Annotated in this window: 15 protein-coding genes and 1 other RNA gene; 2 read left to right on the top strand and 14 right to left on the bottom strand. The window is 64.9% G+C overall.

Annotation, left to right across the window (positions count from 1 at the left end; translation table 11 throughout):
* Positions 1 to 4 precede the first annotated feature (4 nt).
* From LOY42_RS21695 to rsmI, 14 genes are all read right to left on the bottom strand, one after another.
* Positions 5 to 961 carry a D-alanine--D-alanine ligase gene (locus LOY42_RS21695; RefSeq protein WP_102682677.1) on the bottom strand — a complete coding sequence of 319 codons (957 nt, stop codon included), beginning with the start codon at positions 959 to 961 and terminating at the stop codon, positions 5 to 7.
* On the bottom strand, positions 958 to 2,406 hold the full coding sequence (murC, locus tag LOY42_RS21700) for a UDP-N-acetylmuramate--L-alanine ligase (protein ID WP_139668790.1): 1,449 nt from the start codon (positions 2,404 to 2,406) through the stop codon (positions 958 to 960). The genes LOY42_RS21695 and murC overlap by 4 nt, the downstream gene beginning before the upstream one ends.
* Positions 2,399 to 3,478, bottom strand: coding sequence for an undecaprenyldiphospho-muramoylpentapeptide beta-N-acetylglucosaminyltransferase (gene murG, locus LOY42_RS21705; RefSeq protein WP_139668788.1), 1,080 nt, complete (start codon positions 3,476 to 3,478; stop codon positions 2,399 to 2,401). The genes murC and murG overlap by 8 nt, the downstream gene beginning before the upstream one ends.
* On the bottom strand, positions 3,468 to 4,682 hold the full coding sequence (gene ftsW, locus LOY42_RS21710) for a putative lipid II flippase FtsW (RefSeq protein WP_102682675.1): 1,215 nt from the start codon (positions 4,680 to 4,682) through the stop codon (positions 3,468 to 3,470). The genes murG and ftsW overlap by 11 nt, the downstream gene beginning before the upstream one ends.
* On the bottom strand, positions 4,679 to 6,025 hold the full coding sequence (gene murD / locus LOY42_RS21715) for a UDP-N-acetylmuramoyl-L-alanine--D-glutamate ligase (RefSeq protein ID WP_258599204.1): 1,347 nt from the start codon (positions 6,023 to 6,025) through the stop codon (positions 4,679 to 4,681). Before murD ends, ftsW begins: the two co-directional genes overlap by 4 nt.
* A 6-nt stretch (positions 6,026 to 6,031) precedes the next feature.
* Positions 6,032 to 7,114, bottom strand: a complete 1,083-nt coding sequence (gene mraY / locus LOY42_RS21720; RefSeq protein ID WP_011535540.1) for a phospho-N-acetylmuramoyl-pentapeptide-transferase — start codon at positions 7,112 to 7,114, stop codon at positions 6,032 to 6,034.
* Entirely contained in the window at positions 7,114 to 8,481 is a 1,368-nt protein-coding gene (gene murF, locus LOY42_RS21725; RefSeq protein WP_258599207.1) for a UDP-N-acetylmuramoyl-tripeptide--D-alanyl-D-alanine ligase, read from the bottom strand. The genes mraY and murF overlap by 1 nt, the downstream gene beginning before the upstream one ends.
* Positions 8,474 to 9,961: a UDP-N-acetylmuramoyl-L-alanyl-D-glutamate--2,6-diaminopimelate ligase gene (gene murE / locus LOY42_RS21730; RefSeq protein WP_258599209.1), complete on the bottom strand. Its 1,488-nt coding sequence runs from the start codon at positions 9,959 to 9,961 to the stop codon at positions 8,474 to 8,476. Before murE ends, murF begins: the two co-directional genes overlap by 8 nt.
* Positions 9,961 to 11,691, bottom strand: a complete 1,731-nt coding sequence (locus LOY42_RS21735; RefSeq protein WP_177485990.1) for a penicillin-binding protein 2 — start codon at positions 11,689 to 11,691, stop codon at positions 9,961 to 9,963. The genes murE and LOY42_RS21735 overlap by 1 nt, the downstream gene beginning before the upstream one ends.
* Positions 11,691 to 11,984, bottom strand: a complete 294-nt coding sequence (ftsL, locus tag LOY42_RS21740; protein ID WP_023630124.1) for a cell division protein FtsL — start codon at positions 11,982 to 11,984, stop codon at positions 11,691 to 11,693. Before ftsL ends, LOY42_RS21735 begins: the two co-directional genes overlap by 1 nt.
* Positions 11,981 to 12,928 carry a 16S rRNA (cytosine(1402)-N(4))-methyltransferase RsmH gene (gene rsmH / locus LOY42_RS21745; protein ID WP_046857014.1) on the bottom strand — a complete coding sequence of 316 codons (948 nt, stop codon included), beginning with the start codon at positions 12,926 to 12,928 and terminating at the stop codon, positions 11,981 to 11,983. The genes ftsL and rsmH overlap by 4 nt, the downstream gene beginning before the upstream one ends.
* Complete coding sequence (gene mraZ / locus LOY42_RS21750; protein ID WP_011535546.1) at positions 12,925 to 13,380, bottom strand: division/cell wall cluster transcriptional repressor MraZ; 456 nt, start codon at positions 13,378 to 13,380, stop codon at positions 12,925 to 12,927. The genes rsmH and mraZ overlap by 4 nt, the downstream gene beginning before the upstream one ends.
* A gap of 309 nt (positions 13,381 to 13,689) precedes the next feature.
* Positions 13,690 to 14,049: RNase P RNA component class A (gene rnpB, locus LOY42_RS21755), an RNA gene on the bottom strand.
* A 67-nt stretch (positions 14,050 to 14,116) separates the two neighbouring features.
* A complete protein-coding gene (gene rsmI / locus LOY42_RS21760) occupies positions 14,117 to 14,911 on the bottom strand; it encodes a 16S rRNA (cytidine(1402)-2'-O)-methyltransferase (RefSeq protein ID WP_232967967.1) in 795 nt (264 codons plus the stop codon).
* A 269-nt stretch (positions 14,912 to 15,180) separates the two neighbouring features.
* Between rsmI and LOY42_RS21765 the strand changes: the two genes are divergently transcribed.
* Together LOY42_RS21765 and LOY42_RS21770 are read left to right on the top strand one after the other, a co-directional pair.
* Positions 15,181 to 16,998: a penicillin-binding protein activator gene (locus LOY42_RS21765; RefSeq protein WP_139668778.1), complete on the top strand. Its 1,818-nt coding sequence runs from the start codon at positions 15,181 to 15,183 to the stop codon at positions 16,996 to 16,998.
* Positions 16,998 to 17,369 (top strand): YraN family protein, encoded by a 372-nt coding sequence (locus LOY42_RS21770; protein WP_046857017.1) that lies wholly within the window; start codon positions 16,998 to 17,000, stop codon positions 17,367 to 17,369. The genes LOY42_RS21765 and LOY42_RS21770 overlap by 1 nt, the downstream gene beginning before the upstream one ends.
* Positions 17,370 to 17,393 lie beyond the last annotated feature (24 nt).

Genomic DNA, 17,393 nt, shown 5'->3' on the forward strand with positions numbered 1-17,393 from the left:
GCTATTAACCTCTCGTCGCTACGCTGTCGGCCAGGATCGCCAGCACCAGCTGCTGGAAGTCCAGACCGGCGGCACGGGCCGCCATGGGCACCAGGCTATGGTCGGTCATGCCCGGTGCGGTGTTGACCTCGAGCAGCCAGAAACGGCCCTGCTCGTCCTGCATCACGTCCAGACGGCCCCAGCCCTCGATGCCAACGGCATCGCAGGCGCGCGCGGTAAGGTCGATCAGTTCCTGCTCCTTGACGCTGTCCAGGCCGCACGGGATGCGGTACTGGGTGTCATTGGCGATGTACTTGGCGTCGTAGTCGTAGAACACGTGCGGCGTGCCCAGCGCGATCGGCGGCAGCACCTGGCCACGCAGCACGGCGATGGTGAATTCCGGGCCGTGGATCCATTGCTCGACCAGGACTTGCGAATCGTAGTTGGCGGCGTCTTTCCAGGCGGCGACCAGCTCTTGCTCGCTGTTCACCTTGGCCATGCCGATGCTCGAACCTTCATGGGCGGGTTTGACGATCAACGGGAAGCCCAGTTCCGCACTGGCGGCCACGCAATCCTGCTCGCTGGCCAGCACGGCGTGACGCGGCGTGGGGATACCCAGGCTCTGCCACACCTGCTTGGTGCGCAGCTTGTCCATGGCCAGCGCCGAGGCAAGAATGCCGCTGCCGGTGTAGGGAATCCCCAGGCACTCGAGCAGGCCCTGCATGCTGCCGTCCTCACCACCACGGCCGTGGAGGATGATGAAGGCGCGGTCGATCTTCTCGCTCTGCAGGCGGTTCAGAAGGTCGTCGCCGACGTCGATGGCGACTACGTCGACACCAGCGCTGGTCAGCGCCTCGATCACTGCCTTGCCCGACTTCAGGGAAACCTCACGCTCGGCACTCTTGCCACCGTACAGCACGGCGACGCGGCCAAAGGCCTTGACGTCCAGGGTCGAGTGCAACTTGTCGTAGGCGCTGGTCATTTCGACTTCTCCTGCTTGGCGCCTGCGAACAGCGGGCTATTCATCAATTGCGGGGCCAGGCCGCCGACATCGCCGGCACCCTGGCAGATGAGGATGTCACCGGCGCGCAGCAGCGGCTGGACCAACGGCGCGAGCTCGGCGCCGCGTTCGATGTAGATCGGATCGAGCTTGCCGCGCTGGCGGATGCTGTGGCACAGCTGGCGGCTGTCGGCGCCGGGGATCGGCTCTTCGCCGGCCGGGTAGACCTCCATCAGCAGCAGCACGTTGGCATCGCCCAGCACCTGCACGAAATCGTCGTACAGGTCGCGGGTGCGGCTATAGCGGTGCGGCTGGTAGACGATCACCAGGCGGCGGCTCGGCCAGCCGCCACGCACGGCCTTGATCACCGCGGCGACCTCGGTCGGATGGTGGCCATAGTCGTCGACCAGCATCACGCTGCCACCGTCGACCGGCAGCTCGCCGTAGACCTGGAAACGCCGGCCAACGCCCTGGAAGCCCGACAGCCCCTGGACGATGGCCTCGTCGCTAATGCCTTCGTCGGTGGCGATGGCGATGGTCGCCAAAGCGTTCAGCACGTTGTGGTTGCCTGGCATGTTCACCGACACTTCAAGCGGCTCGCAGTCACGGCGCAGCACGGTGAAGTGGGTCTGCATGCCCTGCTGACGCACGTTGATGGCGCGGATGTCGGCCTCTTCGCTGAAGCCGTAGGTGACCGTCGGACGCTTGACCTGCGGCAGGATCTCGCGCACCACCGGGTCGTCCAGGCAGATCACCGCCAGCCCATAGAACGGCAGGTTGTGCAGGAACTCGACGAAGGTCTTCTTCAGCTTGTTGAAGTCGCCTTCGTAGGTGGCCATGTGGTCGGCGTCGATGTTGGTGACCACGGCGACCATGGGCTGCAGGTGCAGGAAGCTGGCGTCGCTCTCGTCGGCTTCGGCGATCAGGTAGCGGCTGGTGCCCAACTGCGCGTTGGTCCCGGCCGCGGTCAGGCGACCACCGATGACGAAGGTCGGGTCCAGGCCACCGGCGGCGAACACCGAGGCCAGCAGGCTGGTGGTGGTGGTCTTGCCGTGGGTGCCGGCTACCGCCACGCCATGGCGATAGCGCATCAGCTCGGCGAGCATCTCGGCACGCGGCACCACAGGGATGCGGCGCTCCAGTGCGGTGGCGACTTCCGGGTTGGCCGGATTGATCGCGCTGGACACCACCAGCACATCGGCGTTGGCGGCGTTCTCGGCGCGGTGGCCGACGAAGATCTCGGCGCCGAACGACTCAAGGCGCTCGGTGACCGGCGACACCTTGAGGTCGGAGCCGGACACTTCATAGCCGAGGTTCAGCAGCACTTCGGCGATGCCGCACATGCCCACGCCGCCGATACCGACGAAGTGGATGCGACGGATACGGCCCATCTTCGGATGCGGCATGGCTTTCTGGCTCTCAACCATGGGCCACCTCCAGGCAGATATCCACCACGGTGCTGGTTGCGGCAGGTTTGGCCAGGCGGCGGGCGGTGCCGGCCATGGCGTTGAGTTTCTCGGGTTGCATCAGCACCTCGTTCAGGCGTTCAGCGAGCTGCGCTGCGCCAGTAGTCGCTTGTGGCATCAGGAAGGCGGCGCCTTCACGTGCCAGGTATTGGGCGTTGTGGGTCTGGTGGTCGTCGATGGCATGGGGCAAGGGCACCAGCATCGAGGGCAGGCCCGCCGCCGCGAGTTCGCTGACGGTCAGGGCACCGGCCCGGCACACCACCATATCGGCCCAGCCATAGGCATGGGCCATGTCCTTGATGAACGGTTCGACCTGGGCCTCGACCCCCGCCTCGTGATAACGCTCGGCGGTGGCGGGCGCGTGGTTCCTGCCCGCCTGGTGGAAGACTTCGGGGCGCAGGTTCGCCGGCACCTCGGACAGGGCCTTAGGCAACAATTTGTTCAATGGTTCCGCACCCAGGCTGCCGCCCATGACCAACAGGCGCGCACGGCGCTCGGCCAGGGGCGCGCGCAGGGCGTCCATGAACAGCTCCGGGCGCACCGGATTGCCGGTGGTGCGCAGCTTGTCGCTGGCGGCAAAGGTGTCCGGGAATGCTTCGCAGACACGCGCGGCCAGCGGCAGCAGCAAACGATTGGTGGTACCGGCGCGGGCATTCTGCTCGTGGATCACCAGTGGCACACCACACAACCGGGCGGCTACGCCACCGGGGCCGGTCACATAACCACCGAAGCCGACCACGCAGACCGGCTTGAGCTCACGGACGATGCGCCGCGCCTGCAGCACGGCCTTGACCAGGGTGAACGGCGCCTTGAGCAGCGACAGCTTGCCCTTGCCGCGCAGGCCGGTGACCTGGATCAGGTGCAGCGGCAGGCCGGCCTGGGGCACCAGTTCGTTTTCAATGCCACGCGGGGTACCCAGCCAGTGCACGCTGTAGCCGCGGGCCTGGAACTCGCGGGCACAGGCCAGGGCCGGGAACACGTGCCCCCCGGTGCCACCGGCCATGATCAGGACGTTCTTGCCGTCAGCGGCCATGGCTGGGCTCCTCGGCAAAATCGCTCTCCTTGAACTCGTGTTCTTCGCTGCCCAGATGGGTACGGCTCTCCCACTCGATGCGTAAAAGCAGCCCGACACAGGCGCAACAGATCACCAGGGAACTGCCCCCGTAGCTGAGGAACGGCAGGGTCAGGCCCTTGGTCGGCAGCAAGCCGACGTTCACGCCGATGTTGATCAAGAACTGGCCGATCCACAGGAACGACAGGCCGAAGGCCATGTAGGCGGCGAAGAACTGCTTGGCCTTCTCGGCCCACAGGCCGATGTACAGGGCACGCACGGTGATGAACACGAACAGCGCGATGGTCAGCAGCGAGCCGACCACCCCCAGCTCCTCGGCCAGCACCGAGAACACGAAGTCGGTGTGCGCCTCGGGCAGGTAGAACTGCTTCTGCACACTGTTGCCCAGGCCCACGCCCAACCATTCGCCGCGCCCGAAGGCGATCAACGCCTGGGTCAGCTGGTAGCCGGAGCCGAACTGATCGCTCCAGGGGTCGGTGAAGGTGATCAGGCGCGCCATTCGATAGGGCTGGGCCTGGACCAGCACCACCACCGATATGACCGCCAGCACCACCATCAGCGAGAAGCGGAACAGCCCCACTCCTCCGAGGAACAGCATGGCCGCCGCAGCGCCCATCATCACCACCGTGGCGCCGAAGTCCGGCTCCATCAGCAGCAGGCCGGCCATTGGCAGCAGCACGATGAAGGGTTTGAAGAAGCCCATCCAGCTCTCGCGCACCTCGGTCTGGCGACGCACCAGGTAGCCGGCGAGATAAATGACCACGAAGACCTTGGCGATCTCCGATGGCTGGACGTTGAAGAAGCTGAAGCCGATCCAGCGCATCGAACCGTTCACCTCACGGCCGATACCGGGCACCAGCACCAGCACCAGCAGACCGAAGGCACCGATCAGCATCATGAAGCCCATGCGCTGCCAGGTGGCGATCGGCACCAGCATGGTCATCAACCCGGCGCCCAGGCCAAGGGTGACGTACACCAGGTGGCGGAACATGTGGTACAGCGGGTTGCCGGACTGCACCGCGGCCACTTCGGAGGAGGCCGAGGTGATCATCACCAGGCCCAGGCCGAGCAGCGCCAGGCAACCGGCCAGCAGCGGGAAGTCGAGGTCGATGCCACGGCCGCTGATCAGCGGCGACGGGTACGGCTTGAGGATGCCGAAGATCATGCCAGCCCCTCCGCTGCCTGGGCGAACAGGCGCCCGCGTTCTTCAAAGTTCTTGAACATGTCGAGGCTGGCGCAGGCCGGCGACAGCAGCACCGCGTCACCGGCGCGGGCCAGCTCGGCGCAACGCTGCACGGCCTCATCAAGGGTCTGCACGGGCACCAGTTGCACGGCATCCTTCAGGGTTTCGGCCAGGCGTTCGGCATCGCGACCGATCAGCACCACGGCGCGACAATGCTGCGCCACCGGGGTACGCAAGGCCGCAAAATCGGCGCCTTTGCCATCGCCGCCGGCGATCAGCACCAGTTTGCCCTCGATATCGGCGCCCAGGCCTTCGATCGCCGCCAGCGCGGCACCGACGTTGGTGGCCTTGGAATCGTCGTACCAGTTCACGCCGTTGCGCTCGCGCACCCACTGGCAACGATGGGCCAGGCCCTTGAATTCGCGCAGGGCTTCGAGCATCGGCGCGAACGGCAGGCCGACGGCATGGCCGAGAGCCAGGGCAGCCAGGGCGTTGCTGTGATTGTGAGCACCACGGATCTTCAACTCGCGCACCGGCATGAGGGTCTGGAACTCGAACGCCAGGTATTTCTCGCCATCCACTTCACGCAGGCCGAAGGCCTTGAAGTCCGGCGCGTTGAGGCCAAAGGTCCAGCACGGCCGGCCTTCGACCGGCAACGGACGGCTCAGGGCATCCTGGCGGTTGACCACCACCTGGCGGGCGCCACGGAAGATCCGGTGCTTGGCCAGGTGATAGGCCGGCAGGCCGCTGTAGCGGTCCATGTGGTCTTCGCTGATGTTCAGCACGGTGGCTACTTCGGCGTTGAGCTGGTCGGTGGTCTCCAGCTGGAAGCTCGACAGCTCCAGCACATACAGCTCGACGTCGTCAGCCAGCAGGTCCAGGGCCGGGGTACCGAGGTTGCCGCCGACAGCCACACGTTTGCCTGCCTTGGCGGCCATCTCGCCGACCAGGGTGGTCACGGTGCTCTTGGCGTTGGAGCCGCTGATGGCCACGATTGGCGCCTTGGCGTGATGGGCGAACAGCTCGATGTCTCCGGACAGCTTGACGCCACGCGCGGCGGCCTGTTGCAGCGCAGGTGTGGCCAGGGCCAGACCAGGGCTGACATACAGCTCGCTGGCCCGGCACAGGAAGTCCACGTCCAGCTCGCCACAGCGCACTTCCACCTGCGGGTATTCACGGCGCAGGGTGTCCAGTTCCGGCGGTTGCTCGCGGGTGTCGGCGACCGCAAAGGCAATGCCCCGGTTCGCCAGGAAGCGAACCAGGGACATGCCGCTCTTGCCGAGGCCGACAACGATGCGGAATTGGTCGGAAGCGATCAGTGACACGCTCGTTTACCTCAGTTTCAGGGTGGCAAGGCCAATCAGCACGAGAATCACGGTGATGATCCAGAAGCGGACGATCACCCGTGGCTCGGGCCAACCCTTGAGTTCAAAGTGGTGGTGTATCGGCGCCATGCGGAACACGCGCTTGCCGGTCAGCTTGAACGAGGCCACCTGGATGACCACCGACAGGGTTTCCATCACGAACACGCCGCCCATGATGAACAGGACGACTTCCTGGCGCACGATTACCGCGATGGTGCCCAGCGCAGCGCCCAGGGCCAGCGCGCCGACGTCGCCCATGAATACCTGGGCCGGGTAGGTGTTGAACCACAGGAAGCCCAGGCCCGCGCCGATCAGCGCACCGCAGAACACGATCAGCTCGCCCGCGCCCGGCACGTACGGGATCAGCAGGTATTCGGCGAACTTCACGTTGCCCGACAGGTAGCAGAAGATGCCCAGCGCACCGCCGACCATCACCGTCGGCATGATCGCCAGGCCATCGAGGCCGTCGGTCAGGTTGACCGCGTTGCTCGAGCCGACAATGACGAAATAGGTCAGCACGATGAAGCCGGCGCCCAGCGGGATGGCCAGGTCCTTGAGCATCGGGATGATCAGCGTGGTTTCAACGCTGGTCGGCGCGGTCTTGTACAGGAAGATCGCCGCAGCCAGGCCGAACACCGACTGCCAGAAATACTTCCAGCGGCTCGGCAGGCCGCGGGAGTTCTTCTCGATGACCTTGCGGTAGTCGTCGACCCAGCCAATGGCGCCGAACGCCAGGGTGACGATCAGCACCACCCACACATAGCGGTTGGTCAGGTCGGCCCACAGCAGGGTACTGATGGCAATGGCGGAGAGGATCAGCGCACCGCCCATGGTCGGGGTGCCGGACTTGGACAGGTGCGATTGCGGGCCGTCGTTACGCACGGCCTGACCGATCTGGCGGATCTGCAGGGTACGGATCATCCACGGGCCCAGCCACAGGGCCAGGGACAGCGCGGTCAGCACACCCAGGATCCCGCGCAGGGTCAGGTACTGGAAGACCGCGAAGCCCTTGTGGAACTGTTGCAGATACTCAGCCAACAGCAGCAGCATTAATGTTTCTCCCCGCTGGCGCCGCACAGTGCGGCCACGACGTTTTCCATCGCAGCGCTGCGCGAGCCCTTGATCAAGATAGTGGTGTCGCCGGCGGACTCGGCCTTGACGGCCTCGATCAGCTCAGCTTGAGTAGTGAAATGGCGGCCATTGGTACCGAATGCCTGAACGGCGTAGGCCATATTGGTGCCCACCGCGTACAGCGCATCGACCTTGCCACGTGCGTAGTCACCCACCTGGCGGTGACCTTCCTCGGCCCATTGCCCCAGTTCGCCGATATCCCCGAGCACCAGAACGGTGCGACCGGAAAAGCCGGCGAGTATATCAATGGCGGCACACATCGAGGTGGGATTTGCGTTGTAGCTGTCGTCGATGACCCGCACGCCACTGGGCGCGATCTGCGCCACGGTGCGGCCCTTGACCGGTTGCACGGCGCCGAGGCCGGCGGCGATGCCACTCACGCTCAGACCAACGGCATGGGCTGCGGCAGCGGCGGCCAAGGCATTGCTGACGTTGTGGCTGCCAAGCAGGTTCAACTGCACCGGGACACTGCCGTCCGGGCCATGCAGGGTGAACGAGGGGCAACCACGGGCGTCGCGACCGATATCGCTGGCGTAGAAGTCTGCTTGCGGGTTGTCCAGCGCGAAGCTGACGACGCGGTGGCTGCCCGCGCGCTGGCGCCAGATGTCGAACGCCTTGTCGGCCAGGTTGAGGATGGCCGTGCCACCCTCGCCCAGGCCTTCGAGGATCTCGCCCTTGGCCTCGACGATTTTTTCCGGGCCACCGAACTCGCCGACGTGAGCGGTTCCGGCGTTGTTGATGATGACTACTTGCGGCCGGGTCAGGCCGACGGTGTAGCGGATCTCGCCGATGCGCGAGGCCCCCAGCTCGATCACTGCGGCGCTGTGCTCCGGGGCGATCTCCAGCAGGCTCAGCGGTGCGCCAAGGTCGTTGTTGAGGTTGCCACGGGTGGCATGTACCGGCCCACGGGTGCGCAGGATCGCGGCGAGCATTTCCTTGACCGTGGTCTTGCCGCTGGAGCCGGTAATGGCCACCACCGGCTTGCCGAAGGCTGCACGATTCAGCGCGCCGAGCTGGCCAAGCGCTACGCGGCAATCCGCGACCACCAGTTGCGGCAGATCGACATCGGCAATTTCACGCTCGACCAACGCGGCGACGACCCCCTTGGCCTTCACATCGGCCAGGTAGTCATGGCCATCGAAGCGCGGCCCGGTGAGGGCGACGAACAGTTGACCGGCAGCGACGCTGCGGCTGTCGATGCTGACGCCGGTAAAGCTGGCGTCGGCGCCTGCCAGACGTGCACTCAAGGCAGCAGTCAGCTGGCTGAGCATCATGGGCTCAAGCATGTGGAGCCTCCCAGGCGGCTAGGGCCTTCTCGGCTTCGATCAGATCGGAGAAGTCATGGCGCTCGCCATTGATCTCCTGGTAATCCTCGTGGCCCTTGCCGGCCAGGACGATCACATCCTCGGCAGCAGCAGTGGCGACCAGGTGAGCAATGGCCTGGCCACGGCCGGCGACGAACTCCACGCTGTCGGGCTGGGCAAAGCCGGGGCGAATGTCATCGAAGATGCGCTGCGGATCCTCGGTACGCGGGTTGTCATCAGTCACCAGCACACGATCGGCCAGGCGCTCGGCGACTGCCGCCATCAGCGGGCGCTTGCCGGCGTCACGGTCACCACCACAGCCGAACAGGCACAGCAACTTGCCGTGGGCGTGCGGGCGCAATGCCTCGAGCACCTTTTCCAAGGCATCCGGGGTGTGGGCGTAGTCGACCACCACCAACGGCTTCTCACCGCCACCCAGGCGCTGCATGCGACCGACCGGCCCCTGCAACTGCGGGGTGACTTTCAGGATCTCGTCCAGTGAATAATCCAGCGCCAGCAAGGTGGCCACCGCCGCCAGCATGTTGCTCAGGTTGAAGCGCCCCAGCAGCTGGCTGCGCAGGCTGCGCTCGCCCTGTGCGGTGACGAGGGTGGCACGCACGCCATCATCGTCGAACGTGGCCTCGCGGCAAAACAGCGAAGCGTCCGGGTTTTCCAGGCTGTAGCTGAGCAACCGGGTCTCGATATGATCGGCACTCGGGCGGCGGGCGAAATCGGCGGCCAGGCGACGTCCGAACTCATCATCCAGGTTGACCACCTGGCAACGCAGGCTCGGCCAGGCGAACAGCTTGGCCTTGGCGGCCTCATAGGCCTCCATGCTGCCGTGATAGTCCAGGTGATCGCGCGACAGGTTGGTCATCACCGCGATATCGAACTCCAGCGCAGCGACCCGCCCTTGCTCGAGAGCGTGAGAGGACACTTCCATGGCCACCGCCCTGGCACCCGCTTTTTTCAGGTCGTTGAGGGTCGACTGCACGGCGATAGGGTCCGGCGTGGTCAGGCGGCCGCTCTGCAACTCACCGTAAAAGCCGGTGCCAAGGGTCCCGATCAGCCCGCAACGCTGGCCAAGGGCATCGAGCGCCTGGGCCACCAGCTGGGTGACGCTGGTCTTGCCGTTGGTACCGGTGACCCCCACCAGGTTCAATTGGCGGCTGGGTTCGCCATAGAAGCGCCCGGCGATCTGCGACAGCTGGCCGATCAGCCCCTTGACCGGAATCAGCGGCGCGTCAGTAATCGGCAACACGCAGGTACCCTGCTCTTCATAGGCGACGGCAGCGGCACCACGGGCCAGTGCGTCGGCAATATGCTCACGGCCGTCGACCTTGGCACCCGGCACGGCAAGGAACAGATCACCCTGGCGCACCTGGCGGCTGTCCAAGGTCAGCTCGCGGATCAGCGGATCGCGGCTGGCATGGGCGAACAGTTTGCTCAATGGCATCGTCATCAACCTCGCCCTCCCTTGGCGGGTACTGCGCTGGCTTGCTGCGTCGAAGGCGGCGGCAGGTTGTCCGGCGGTACATTCATCAGGCGCAGGGTGCCTGACATCACTTTGCTGAATACGGGCGCCGATACCAGGCCGCCGAAGTAGCCACCCTTGCTCGGCTCATCGATGACCACGACGATGGCGTAGCGCGGGTCGCTCATCGGGCCGAAGCCGGCGAACAGCGAACGGTAGGCGTTCTCGGTGTAGCCCTTGGAGCCGACGGTGGCTTTACGCGCGGTACCCGACTTGCCGCCCACGTGGTAGAACGGCACCTGGGCACGGAACACGCCACGCGGTGCTTCGATCACCTGCTGGAGCATGGCCTGCACGGTTTCGGCGGTTTCCTTCGGGATCGCCTGCACAGCCTCCGGGGCCTTGTCGACCTTGAGAATTGACAGCGGCACCATCTTGCCGTCGTTGGCCAATGCCGCGTAGGCATGCACCAGCTGCAGCGCGGTCACCGATACGCCATAGCCATAAGAAAGCGTCGCGGTTTCGGCCTTGCGCCAGTCGCGGTGATTCGGCAGGTTGCCCACGCGCTCACCCGGGAAACCGAGCCCGGTGTATTGGCCCAGGCCCACCTGGGACATGACCCGGTAGATGGCCTCGCCACCAATATCGAAAGCGATCTTGCTCATGCCGACGTTGGAGGAGTTGATCAGGATGCCGGTCAGGTCGAGGATCGGCCCACCACCACGCGATACGTCCTTGATGGTGTAGCGGCCGATCTGCAGGGTGAAGGGATACACCTCGACCTTGTCGGTCGGCTTCCAGCGCCCGCTTTCAAGCGCGGCGCTCATCGAAATCGGCTTGACCGTGGAGCCTGGTTCGAACACATCGATGATCGCCCGGTTGCGCATCGCCGCCGGGAACATGCTGCGGCGGTTGTTCGGGTTGTAGGTCGGCTGGTTGACCATCGCCAGGACCTCGCCGGTCTTGACGTCCATGATCACCAGGCTGCCAGCCTTGGCTTCCTGTTCGGCGATGGCGTTACGCAGCTCGCGGGTGGCCAGGTACTGCAGGCGCAGGTCTATCGACAACGCCAAGGTCTTGCCGGCCTTGGCGTTCTTGGTTACCTGGATGTCCTTGATCAGCCGGCCACGCCGGTCCTTGATCACCTGCCGCTTGCCGGGCACCCCGGCGAGCCATTCGTCGTAGGCGAGCTCGACGCCTTCACGACCATGGTCATCCAGGTCGGTAAAACCGACCATGTGCGCGGTGACGTCGCCAGCCGGATAGAAGCGGCGGAACTCTTCGAGGCCGTAGACGCCCGGAACCTTCAAGTCGAGCACGTGCTGGCCCTGCTCCGGGGTCAGGCCGCGGACCAGGTAGATGAATTCCTTGTTGGCCTGCTGGGTAAGACGCTCGCTCAACTGCTGTGGGTTCTGCCCAAGTGCGGCGGCCAGCTGCGGCCAGCGATCCTTGGCCGCCTGCATTTCCTTGGGGTTAGCCCACAAGGTGGTGACGGGCGTACTGACAGCCAGCGGCTCACCGTTGCGATCGGTGATCAGGCCACGGTGCGCGGGGATGGGAATATGGCGCAGGCTGCGGGCATCGCCCTGCCCCTTGAGGAAGTCGCGGTCGACGACCTGCAGGTCGATGATGCGCCAGCAGATAGCACCGACCATCAGCGCCAGCAAACCGATCACCACCCGGAAGCGCCAGGGGTAGAGTGCGCCTTCGAGCTTCATCATGGCGCCACCATCCGCACTTCGTCAGCAGCGGGCACGCGCATCCTGAGCTGCTCCGAGGCCAGACTCTCGATGCGACTGGAGGCAGTCCAGGTGCTTTGCTCGAGGATCAACCGGCCCCACTCGGCCTGGGCCTTGTCGCGCTCGTTCAGTTCACCGTACAGGGTATTGAGCAACTGACGGTTCCAGTGAGCGCTGTAGGAAACGGCGATCGCCGAAATCAGGACGGCGACGAACAGCAGAAGCATCAAAAAGCTTCCGCCTGGCAGCGGCTTGGCAAACAGCCTGCTCACCGCAACTTCTCCGCTACCCGCATCACGGCGCTGCGCGACCGCGGGTTGGCCTTGAGTTCGGCTTCGGAGGCGAACTGCGCCTTGCCGATCAATTTGATCTTCGGCTCGAAGGCCTTGTGCTGAACCGGCAGGTTGCGCGGCAGGTTGTCTGCCTCGCCCTTGACCAGCTTGCGCATGAACAGTTTGACGATACGATCTTCCAACGAGTGGAAGCTGATCACTGCCAGGCGGCCACCCACTTCAAGGGCGTCGAGCGCGGCTTCAAGGCCGGTCTCGAGGTCGCCAAGCTCGTTGTTGACATGGATACGCAGGCCCTGGAAGGCCCGGGTCGCAGGGTTCTTGCCCTTTTCCCAGGCCGGGTTGGCAACCTTGAGCACTTCCGCCAGGTCGGCGGTGCGGGTGAACGGCTGCTTCTCGCGGCGCTCGACCACAGCGCGCGCCATGCGACCGGCGAAGCGCTCCTCGCCGTACTCCTTGAACACGCGGGCAATTTCTTCGACGGGGGCGGTGGCGACAAACTCGGCTGCACTGATGCCCTGGCCCGGGTTCATGCGCATGTCCAACGGACCGTCGTTAAGGAAGCTGAAGCCGCGCTCGGGGTCGTCCAGTTGCGGCGAGGATACGCCCAGGTCGAGCAGAATGCCGCTGACCTTGCCATCCAGGCCGCGGGCGCGCACTTCGTCGCCGAGCTCGGCAAAGCTGCGCTGCACAATGACAAAGCGGCCGTCTTCGGCCGCCAGCGCTTGCCCGGTGGCAATCGCCTGTGGATCCTTGTCGAACCCCAGCAACCGCCCTTGCGGCCCAAGCTTGCTGAGGATCAGGCGGCTGTGGCCGCCACGCCCGAAGGTGCCGTCCAGATAGCAACCGTCGGCGCGCAGGGCCAATGCCTCGACGGCTTCGTCGAGGAGGACGGTGATGTGGTTGAAGCCGCTATCTATGGTCACAGGATCAGGTCACGCAAATCATCGGGCATGGCGCCCGGTTGTTGAATAGCTGCAAGGTCGGCTGCCGAAACCGCGTTCCAGGCATCCTCATCCCACAGCTGGAATTTGTTCAGCTGCCCCACCAGCATCGCCTTCTTGTCCAGCTTGGCGTACTCACGCAGGCGGGGCGGCACCAGGAAACGCCCACTGCCATCGAGCTCCAGGTCCACCGCATTGCCGATCAGCAAACGCTGCAGGCGACGGTTTTCCTCACGCAACGACGGCAAGGCGCGCAACTTGGCTTCTATCTGTTCCCACTCATCGAGGGGATAAACACACAAGCAGGGGTCAACGGCGTCGATGGTCACGATCAATTGACCATTGCAACGCGAATCGAGCTCGTCACGGTACCGGCTCGGCATGGCGAGACGGCCCTTTGCATCGAGGCTGACGGCGTTGGCTCCGCGGAACACGGCTGCGATTCCCCACAATGTTAGCTTTTTTGTGCCAGAAAACCCACTTCATCCCACTTTCTGCCACTTGCGCACACTATAGGAATCCGCCCGCCACACCGTCAAGGCACGTTCATAAGGAAATCCCTTACAGGACGGCGATTTAGCGCAACAAAGGAAGGTGGAAGGATTACAAGAGGGAAAAACTGACGGAAAAAATCAAACACACTCAAGCGGATAGAGTGCGAAGTTAAAGTGATTTATTAAGAGTAAGATTTTTTCGGTATTACCAAGACACATCTGCTATCGATTCAAGCAGGAAGGGAAGAGGTGGAGAGTCGATCTGTAAGCCGGGTTTTGTCGAGGACAGTCATTCCTCTACGACGGCCATCACTGGACGCCTCTAGCAACCTACCCGGTTCCGACGCGGGCCACGCCGTATGGAACCCTATTTGGTCTTGCTCCGAGTGGGGTTTACCTAGCCACGGACTGTTGCCAGCCGTGCGGTGCGCTCTTACCGCACCTTTTCACCCTTACCGGCACCGAAGTGCTTAGGCGGTTGTTTTCTGTGGCACTTTCCGTAGGCTCGCGCCTCCCAGGCGTTACCTGGCACTCTGCCCTATGGAGCCCGGACTTTCCTCCCCCGCCTTTTGCGGAACAAAAGTCGGCAGCGACTGTCCGATCGACTCTCCGCCGCCAAGGTTACCGGTAGCCGCGCTCAAGAACAAGCGGCGCGACTATTAATATCATTATGCCACTAATGAGCTTTCTGCTTTTCCAGGGCCAACTGGTAGAGCAGGTTCTTGCGCACCCCGGTGATCTCGGCCGCCAGCGCCGCTGCCTTCTTCAGCGGTAGCTCGGCCAGCAGCAGATCCAGCACTCGCTGCGCCTCGGCGCTGATCGCCTGCTCGCCCTCCGGCGCGCTCCAACCGGCCACCAGCACCACACACTCGCCACGCTGCTGATTGCTGTCACCCTGTACGAATGCGCGCAACTCGGCCAACGGCAAGCCTTTGAGGGTTTCGAAGGTCTTGGTGATCTCGCGCGCCAGCAGCGCCGGACGCTCGCCACCGAACACCGCTTCCATGTCCTCCAGGCACTCGAGGATCCGGTGTGGCGCCTCGTAGAAGATCAGCGTGCGCGGCTCTTCCTTGACCTGCTCCAGACGCGCGCGGCGCCCGGCGGCCTTGGCCGGCAGGAAACCTTCGAAGATGAAGCGGTCCGACGGCAACCCCGCCGCCGACAGCGCGGCGATCAACGCACAGGCGCCCGGCACCGGCACCACCTGCACGCCCGCAGCACGCGCCTGGCGCACCAGGTGATAGCCCGGATCGGAAATCAGCGGCGTACCGGCATCGGACACCAGCGCCACATCGTCGCCGGCCAGCAGGCGGGTGATGAAGCGCCCGCCCTCGTCACGCTCGTTGTGCTCATGACAGGCTGCCAGTTGCGTATCGATGCCGAAATGCTGCAGCAGACGCACCGAGTGGCGGGTGTCCTCGGCAGCGATCAGACTGACATCCGCCAGCACCTTCAGTGCCCGGGCGCTCATGTCGTCGAGGTTGCCGATGGGCGTGGCAACGACGTAAAGCTTGCCCAACGTGGATTTCGAAACCCCTGCAACATCAGTCACTGCGCACACCTGCTTTCCGGATCAAAGGTCGCCATTGTAGCCCGAGCACCGGTAACAGGGCGCAAAGAACTTCGCCCCAGGCACACCTCGGGCAACCTATAGTGAAGGTTCAGTGTCGGCGAGATCGCGCCGTGCCCCCCGCTTGGGTACAATTGCCGGCCAACTTGATCGAGTAACAGGACCTTTACATGATCGCTTGTCTGCGGCTGCTCACAGCCCTCTGCCTCGCTGCCCTGCTGGCAGCCTGCGCCAGCTCGCCCTCATCCAGCCTGGGCGAACTGCCACGCACCCCGGACGCCAGCATCGAGCAACTGCTCGAGAAGGCGGCCTCCAGCAAGTCCGCCGAGGATGCGGCCCTGCTGCGCTTGAGCGCTGCGGACCTGGCATACAAGCAGAAGGACTTCCCGCGCGCCGCGCGGATTCTCGAGCAGGTCCCGCTGGAGCCGCTCAAGCCCGCCCAGCAGGTGTTCGCCTCCACCCTGGCCGCCGAGCTCGCCATGAGCCGCAACCAGCCCAAGGCCGCCCTGACCGCCCTCGCCCACCCGAGCCTGCAGCGCGTCGGCGAACTGCCGACCGAGCAGCAGGCCCGCACCTACAGCGTTCATGCCGCAGCCCTCGAAGCCGACGGCCAGGCCCTGGCCGCCGCCCAGCAGCGCGTACTGCTGGCCCCCCTGCTCAGCGGCCAGGCCGCCAGCGCCAACAATGACGCGATCTGGGCCCTGGTCGCCTCGCTGCCCGCCGAACAGCTGCAGCAGCCGGCCGCCGACGAGACCCTGGCCGGCTGGACCAGCCTGGCCCTGGCCGTGAAGCGCGCCGGCACCCTGGAACAGCAACAGGCCGCCATCGACACCTGGCGCCAGCAGCATCCAGAACACCCGGCAGCCAAGCAATTGCCGACAGCCCTGGTCAAGCTCAAGGAGCTGGCCAGCCAGCCACTGACCAAGATCGCCCTGCTGCTGCCCCAGGAAGGCCCGCTGGCCGGTGTCGCCCGCGCCCTGCGTGACGGCTTCATGGCCGCTCACTTCCAGGCCCAGCAAGGTGGCCAGCCCGCCCCTGCAGTACAAGTGTTCGACAGCTCACGCATTACCTCGCTCGACGACTTCTACCGCCAAGCCCAGGCTGCCGGCGTGCAACTGGTGGTCGGCCCGCTGGAAAAGCCGCTGGTCAAGAAGCTCGCCGCCTACCCGCAACTGCCCATCACCACCCTGGCCCTGAACTACGCCGACGCTGGCCAGAAAGCGCCGCCACAACTGTTCCAGTTCGGCCTGGCCGCCGAAGATGAAGCTCGCGAAGTCGCGCGTCGCGCACGCGCCGACGGCATGGTCCGCGCCGTGGCCCTGGTTCCGAGCGGTGAATGGGGCGACCGCGTGCTCGCCGCCTTCCGCCAGGACTGGGAAGGCAATGGTGGCACCCTGATTACCGCGCAGCGCATCGCCCAGCCCGTCGCCCTCGCCCAGCAGATCGCTGATCTGTTCCAGCTGCGCCAGAGTGAAGGCCGCGCCAAGAGCCTGCAGAGCACCGTCGGCGGCACCATCGCCGCGCAACCTTCGCGCCGCCAGGACATCGACTTCATCTTCCTCGCCTCGACGCCGCAGCAAGCCCAGCAGATCAAACCCACGCTGAACTTCCAGTACGCCGGTGACGTGCCTGTCTACGCCACCTCCAACCTGTATAGCGCCAGCGGTGACGTGAACCAGTACAACGACATGAACGGCATCCGCTTCTGCGAAACGCCGTGGCTGCTGGACACCACCAACAGCCTGCGCCAACAAGTCGTGCAGCAGTGGCCTCAGGCCGCCGGCAGCCTCGGCCGCCTGTACGCCATGGGCGTCGACGCCTACAGCCTTGCACCGCGCCTGGGCCAACTCAAGGCGCTGCCGGACAACCGCGTCGAAGGCCTGTCCGGCAGCCTGAGCATGAACCCCAGCCAGCGCATCGAGCGCCAGCTGCCATGGGCCGAATTCGCCGGCGGCCAGGTCAAGCGCCTGCCGGACACCCCTCGCTGATGCCCGGCGCATCGCCCAGCCTTGCCGGCCAGGCAGCCGAAGATCACGCCCTTGAATACCTTCAAGGGCAAGGTCTGCGGCTGCTGGAGCGCAACTGGCGATGCAAGGGGGGCGAGCTCGATCTGGTCATGCTCGATGCCGATACAGTAGTATTCGTCGAAGTCCGCTACCGGTTGCATGCGGAGTTCGGCGGAGCGCTCGCCAGTATCGATGGGCGCAAGCAGCAACGACTGGCGCTTGCCGCCAACCTCTTCCTGCAGCACGAACCCCGCTGGGCCACCCGCCCCTGCCGCTTCGACGTTATCGCCCTGCAGGGCCGGGGGCATGCGGGGCAACCGCTTCAATGGCTGAAAAATGCCTTCGAATGCTGAACCCAATTCGATTTTCTAGCTCTA

The sequence above is a fragment of the Pseudomonas sp. B21-023 genome (assembly GCF_024749165.1).
Lineage (GTDB): Bacteria > Pseudomonadota > Gammaproteobacteria > Pseudomonadales > Pseudomonadaceae > Aquipseudomonas.

Excerpts from the sequence above, each read along its gene's own strand:
- rsmI (WP_232967967.1), bottom strand. The coding sequence starts at position 14,911 with ATGAGCGCCCGGGCACTGAAGGTGCTGGCGGATGTCAGTCTGATCGCT.
- murF (WP_258599207.1), bottom strand. The coding sequence starts at position 8,481 with ATGCTTGAGCCCATGATGCTCAGCCAGCTGACTGCTGCCTTGAGTGCA.
- murG (WP_139668788.1), bottom strand. The coding sequence starts at position 3,478 with ATGGCCGCTGACGGCAAGAACGTCCTGATCATGGCCGGTGGCACCGGG.
- ftsW (WP_102682675.1), bottom strand. The coding sequence starts at position 4,682 with ATGATCTTCGGCATCCTCAAGCCGTACCCGTCGCCGCTGATCAGCGGC.
- LOY42_RS21735 (WP_177485990.1), bottom strand. The coding sequence starts at position 11,691 with ATGAAGCTCGAAGGCGCACTCTACCCCTGGCGCTTCCGGGTGGTGATC.
- mraY (WP_011535540.1), bottom strand. The coding sequence starts at position 7,114 with ATGCTGCTGCTGTTGGCTGAGTATCTGCAACAGTTCCACAAGGGCTTC.
- murE (WP_258599209.1), bottom strand. The coding sequence starts at position 9,961 with ATGACGATGCCATTGAGCAAACTGTTCGCCCATGCCAGCCGCGATCCG.
- murC (WP_139668790.1), bottom strand. The coding sequence starts at position 2,406 with ATGGTTGAGAGCCAGAAAGCCATGCCGCATCCGAAGATGGGCCGTATC.
- LOY42_RS21770 (WP_046857017.1), top strand. The coding sequence starts at position 16,998 with ATGCCCGGCGCATCGCCCAGCCTTGCCGGCCAGGCAGCCGAAGATCAC.
- LOY42_RS21695 (WP_102682677.1), bottom strand. The coding sequence starts at position 961 with ATGACCAGCGCCTACGACAAGTTGCACTCGACCCTGGACGTCAAGGCC.
- LOY42_RS21765 (WP_139668778.1), top strand. The coding sequence starts at position 15,181 with ATGATCGCTTGTCTGCGGCTGCTCACAGCCCTCTGCCTCGCTGCCCTG.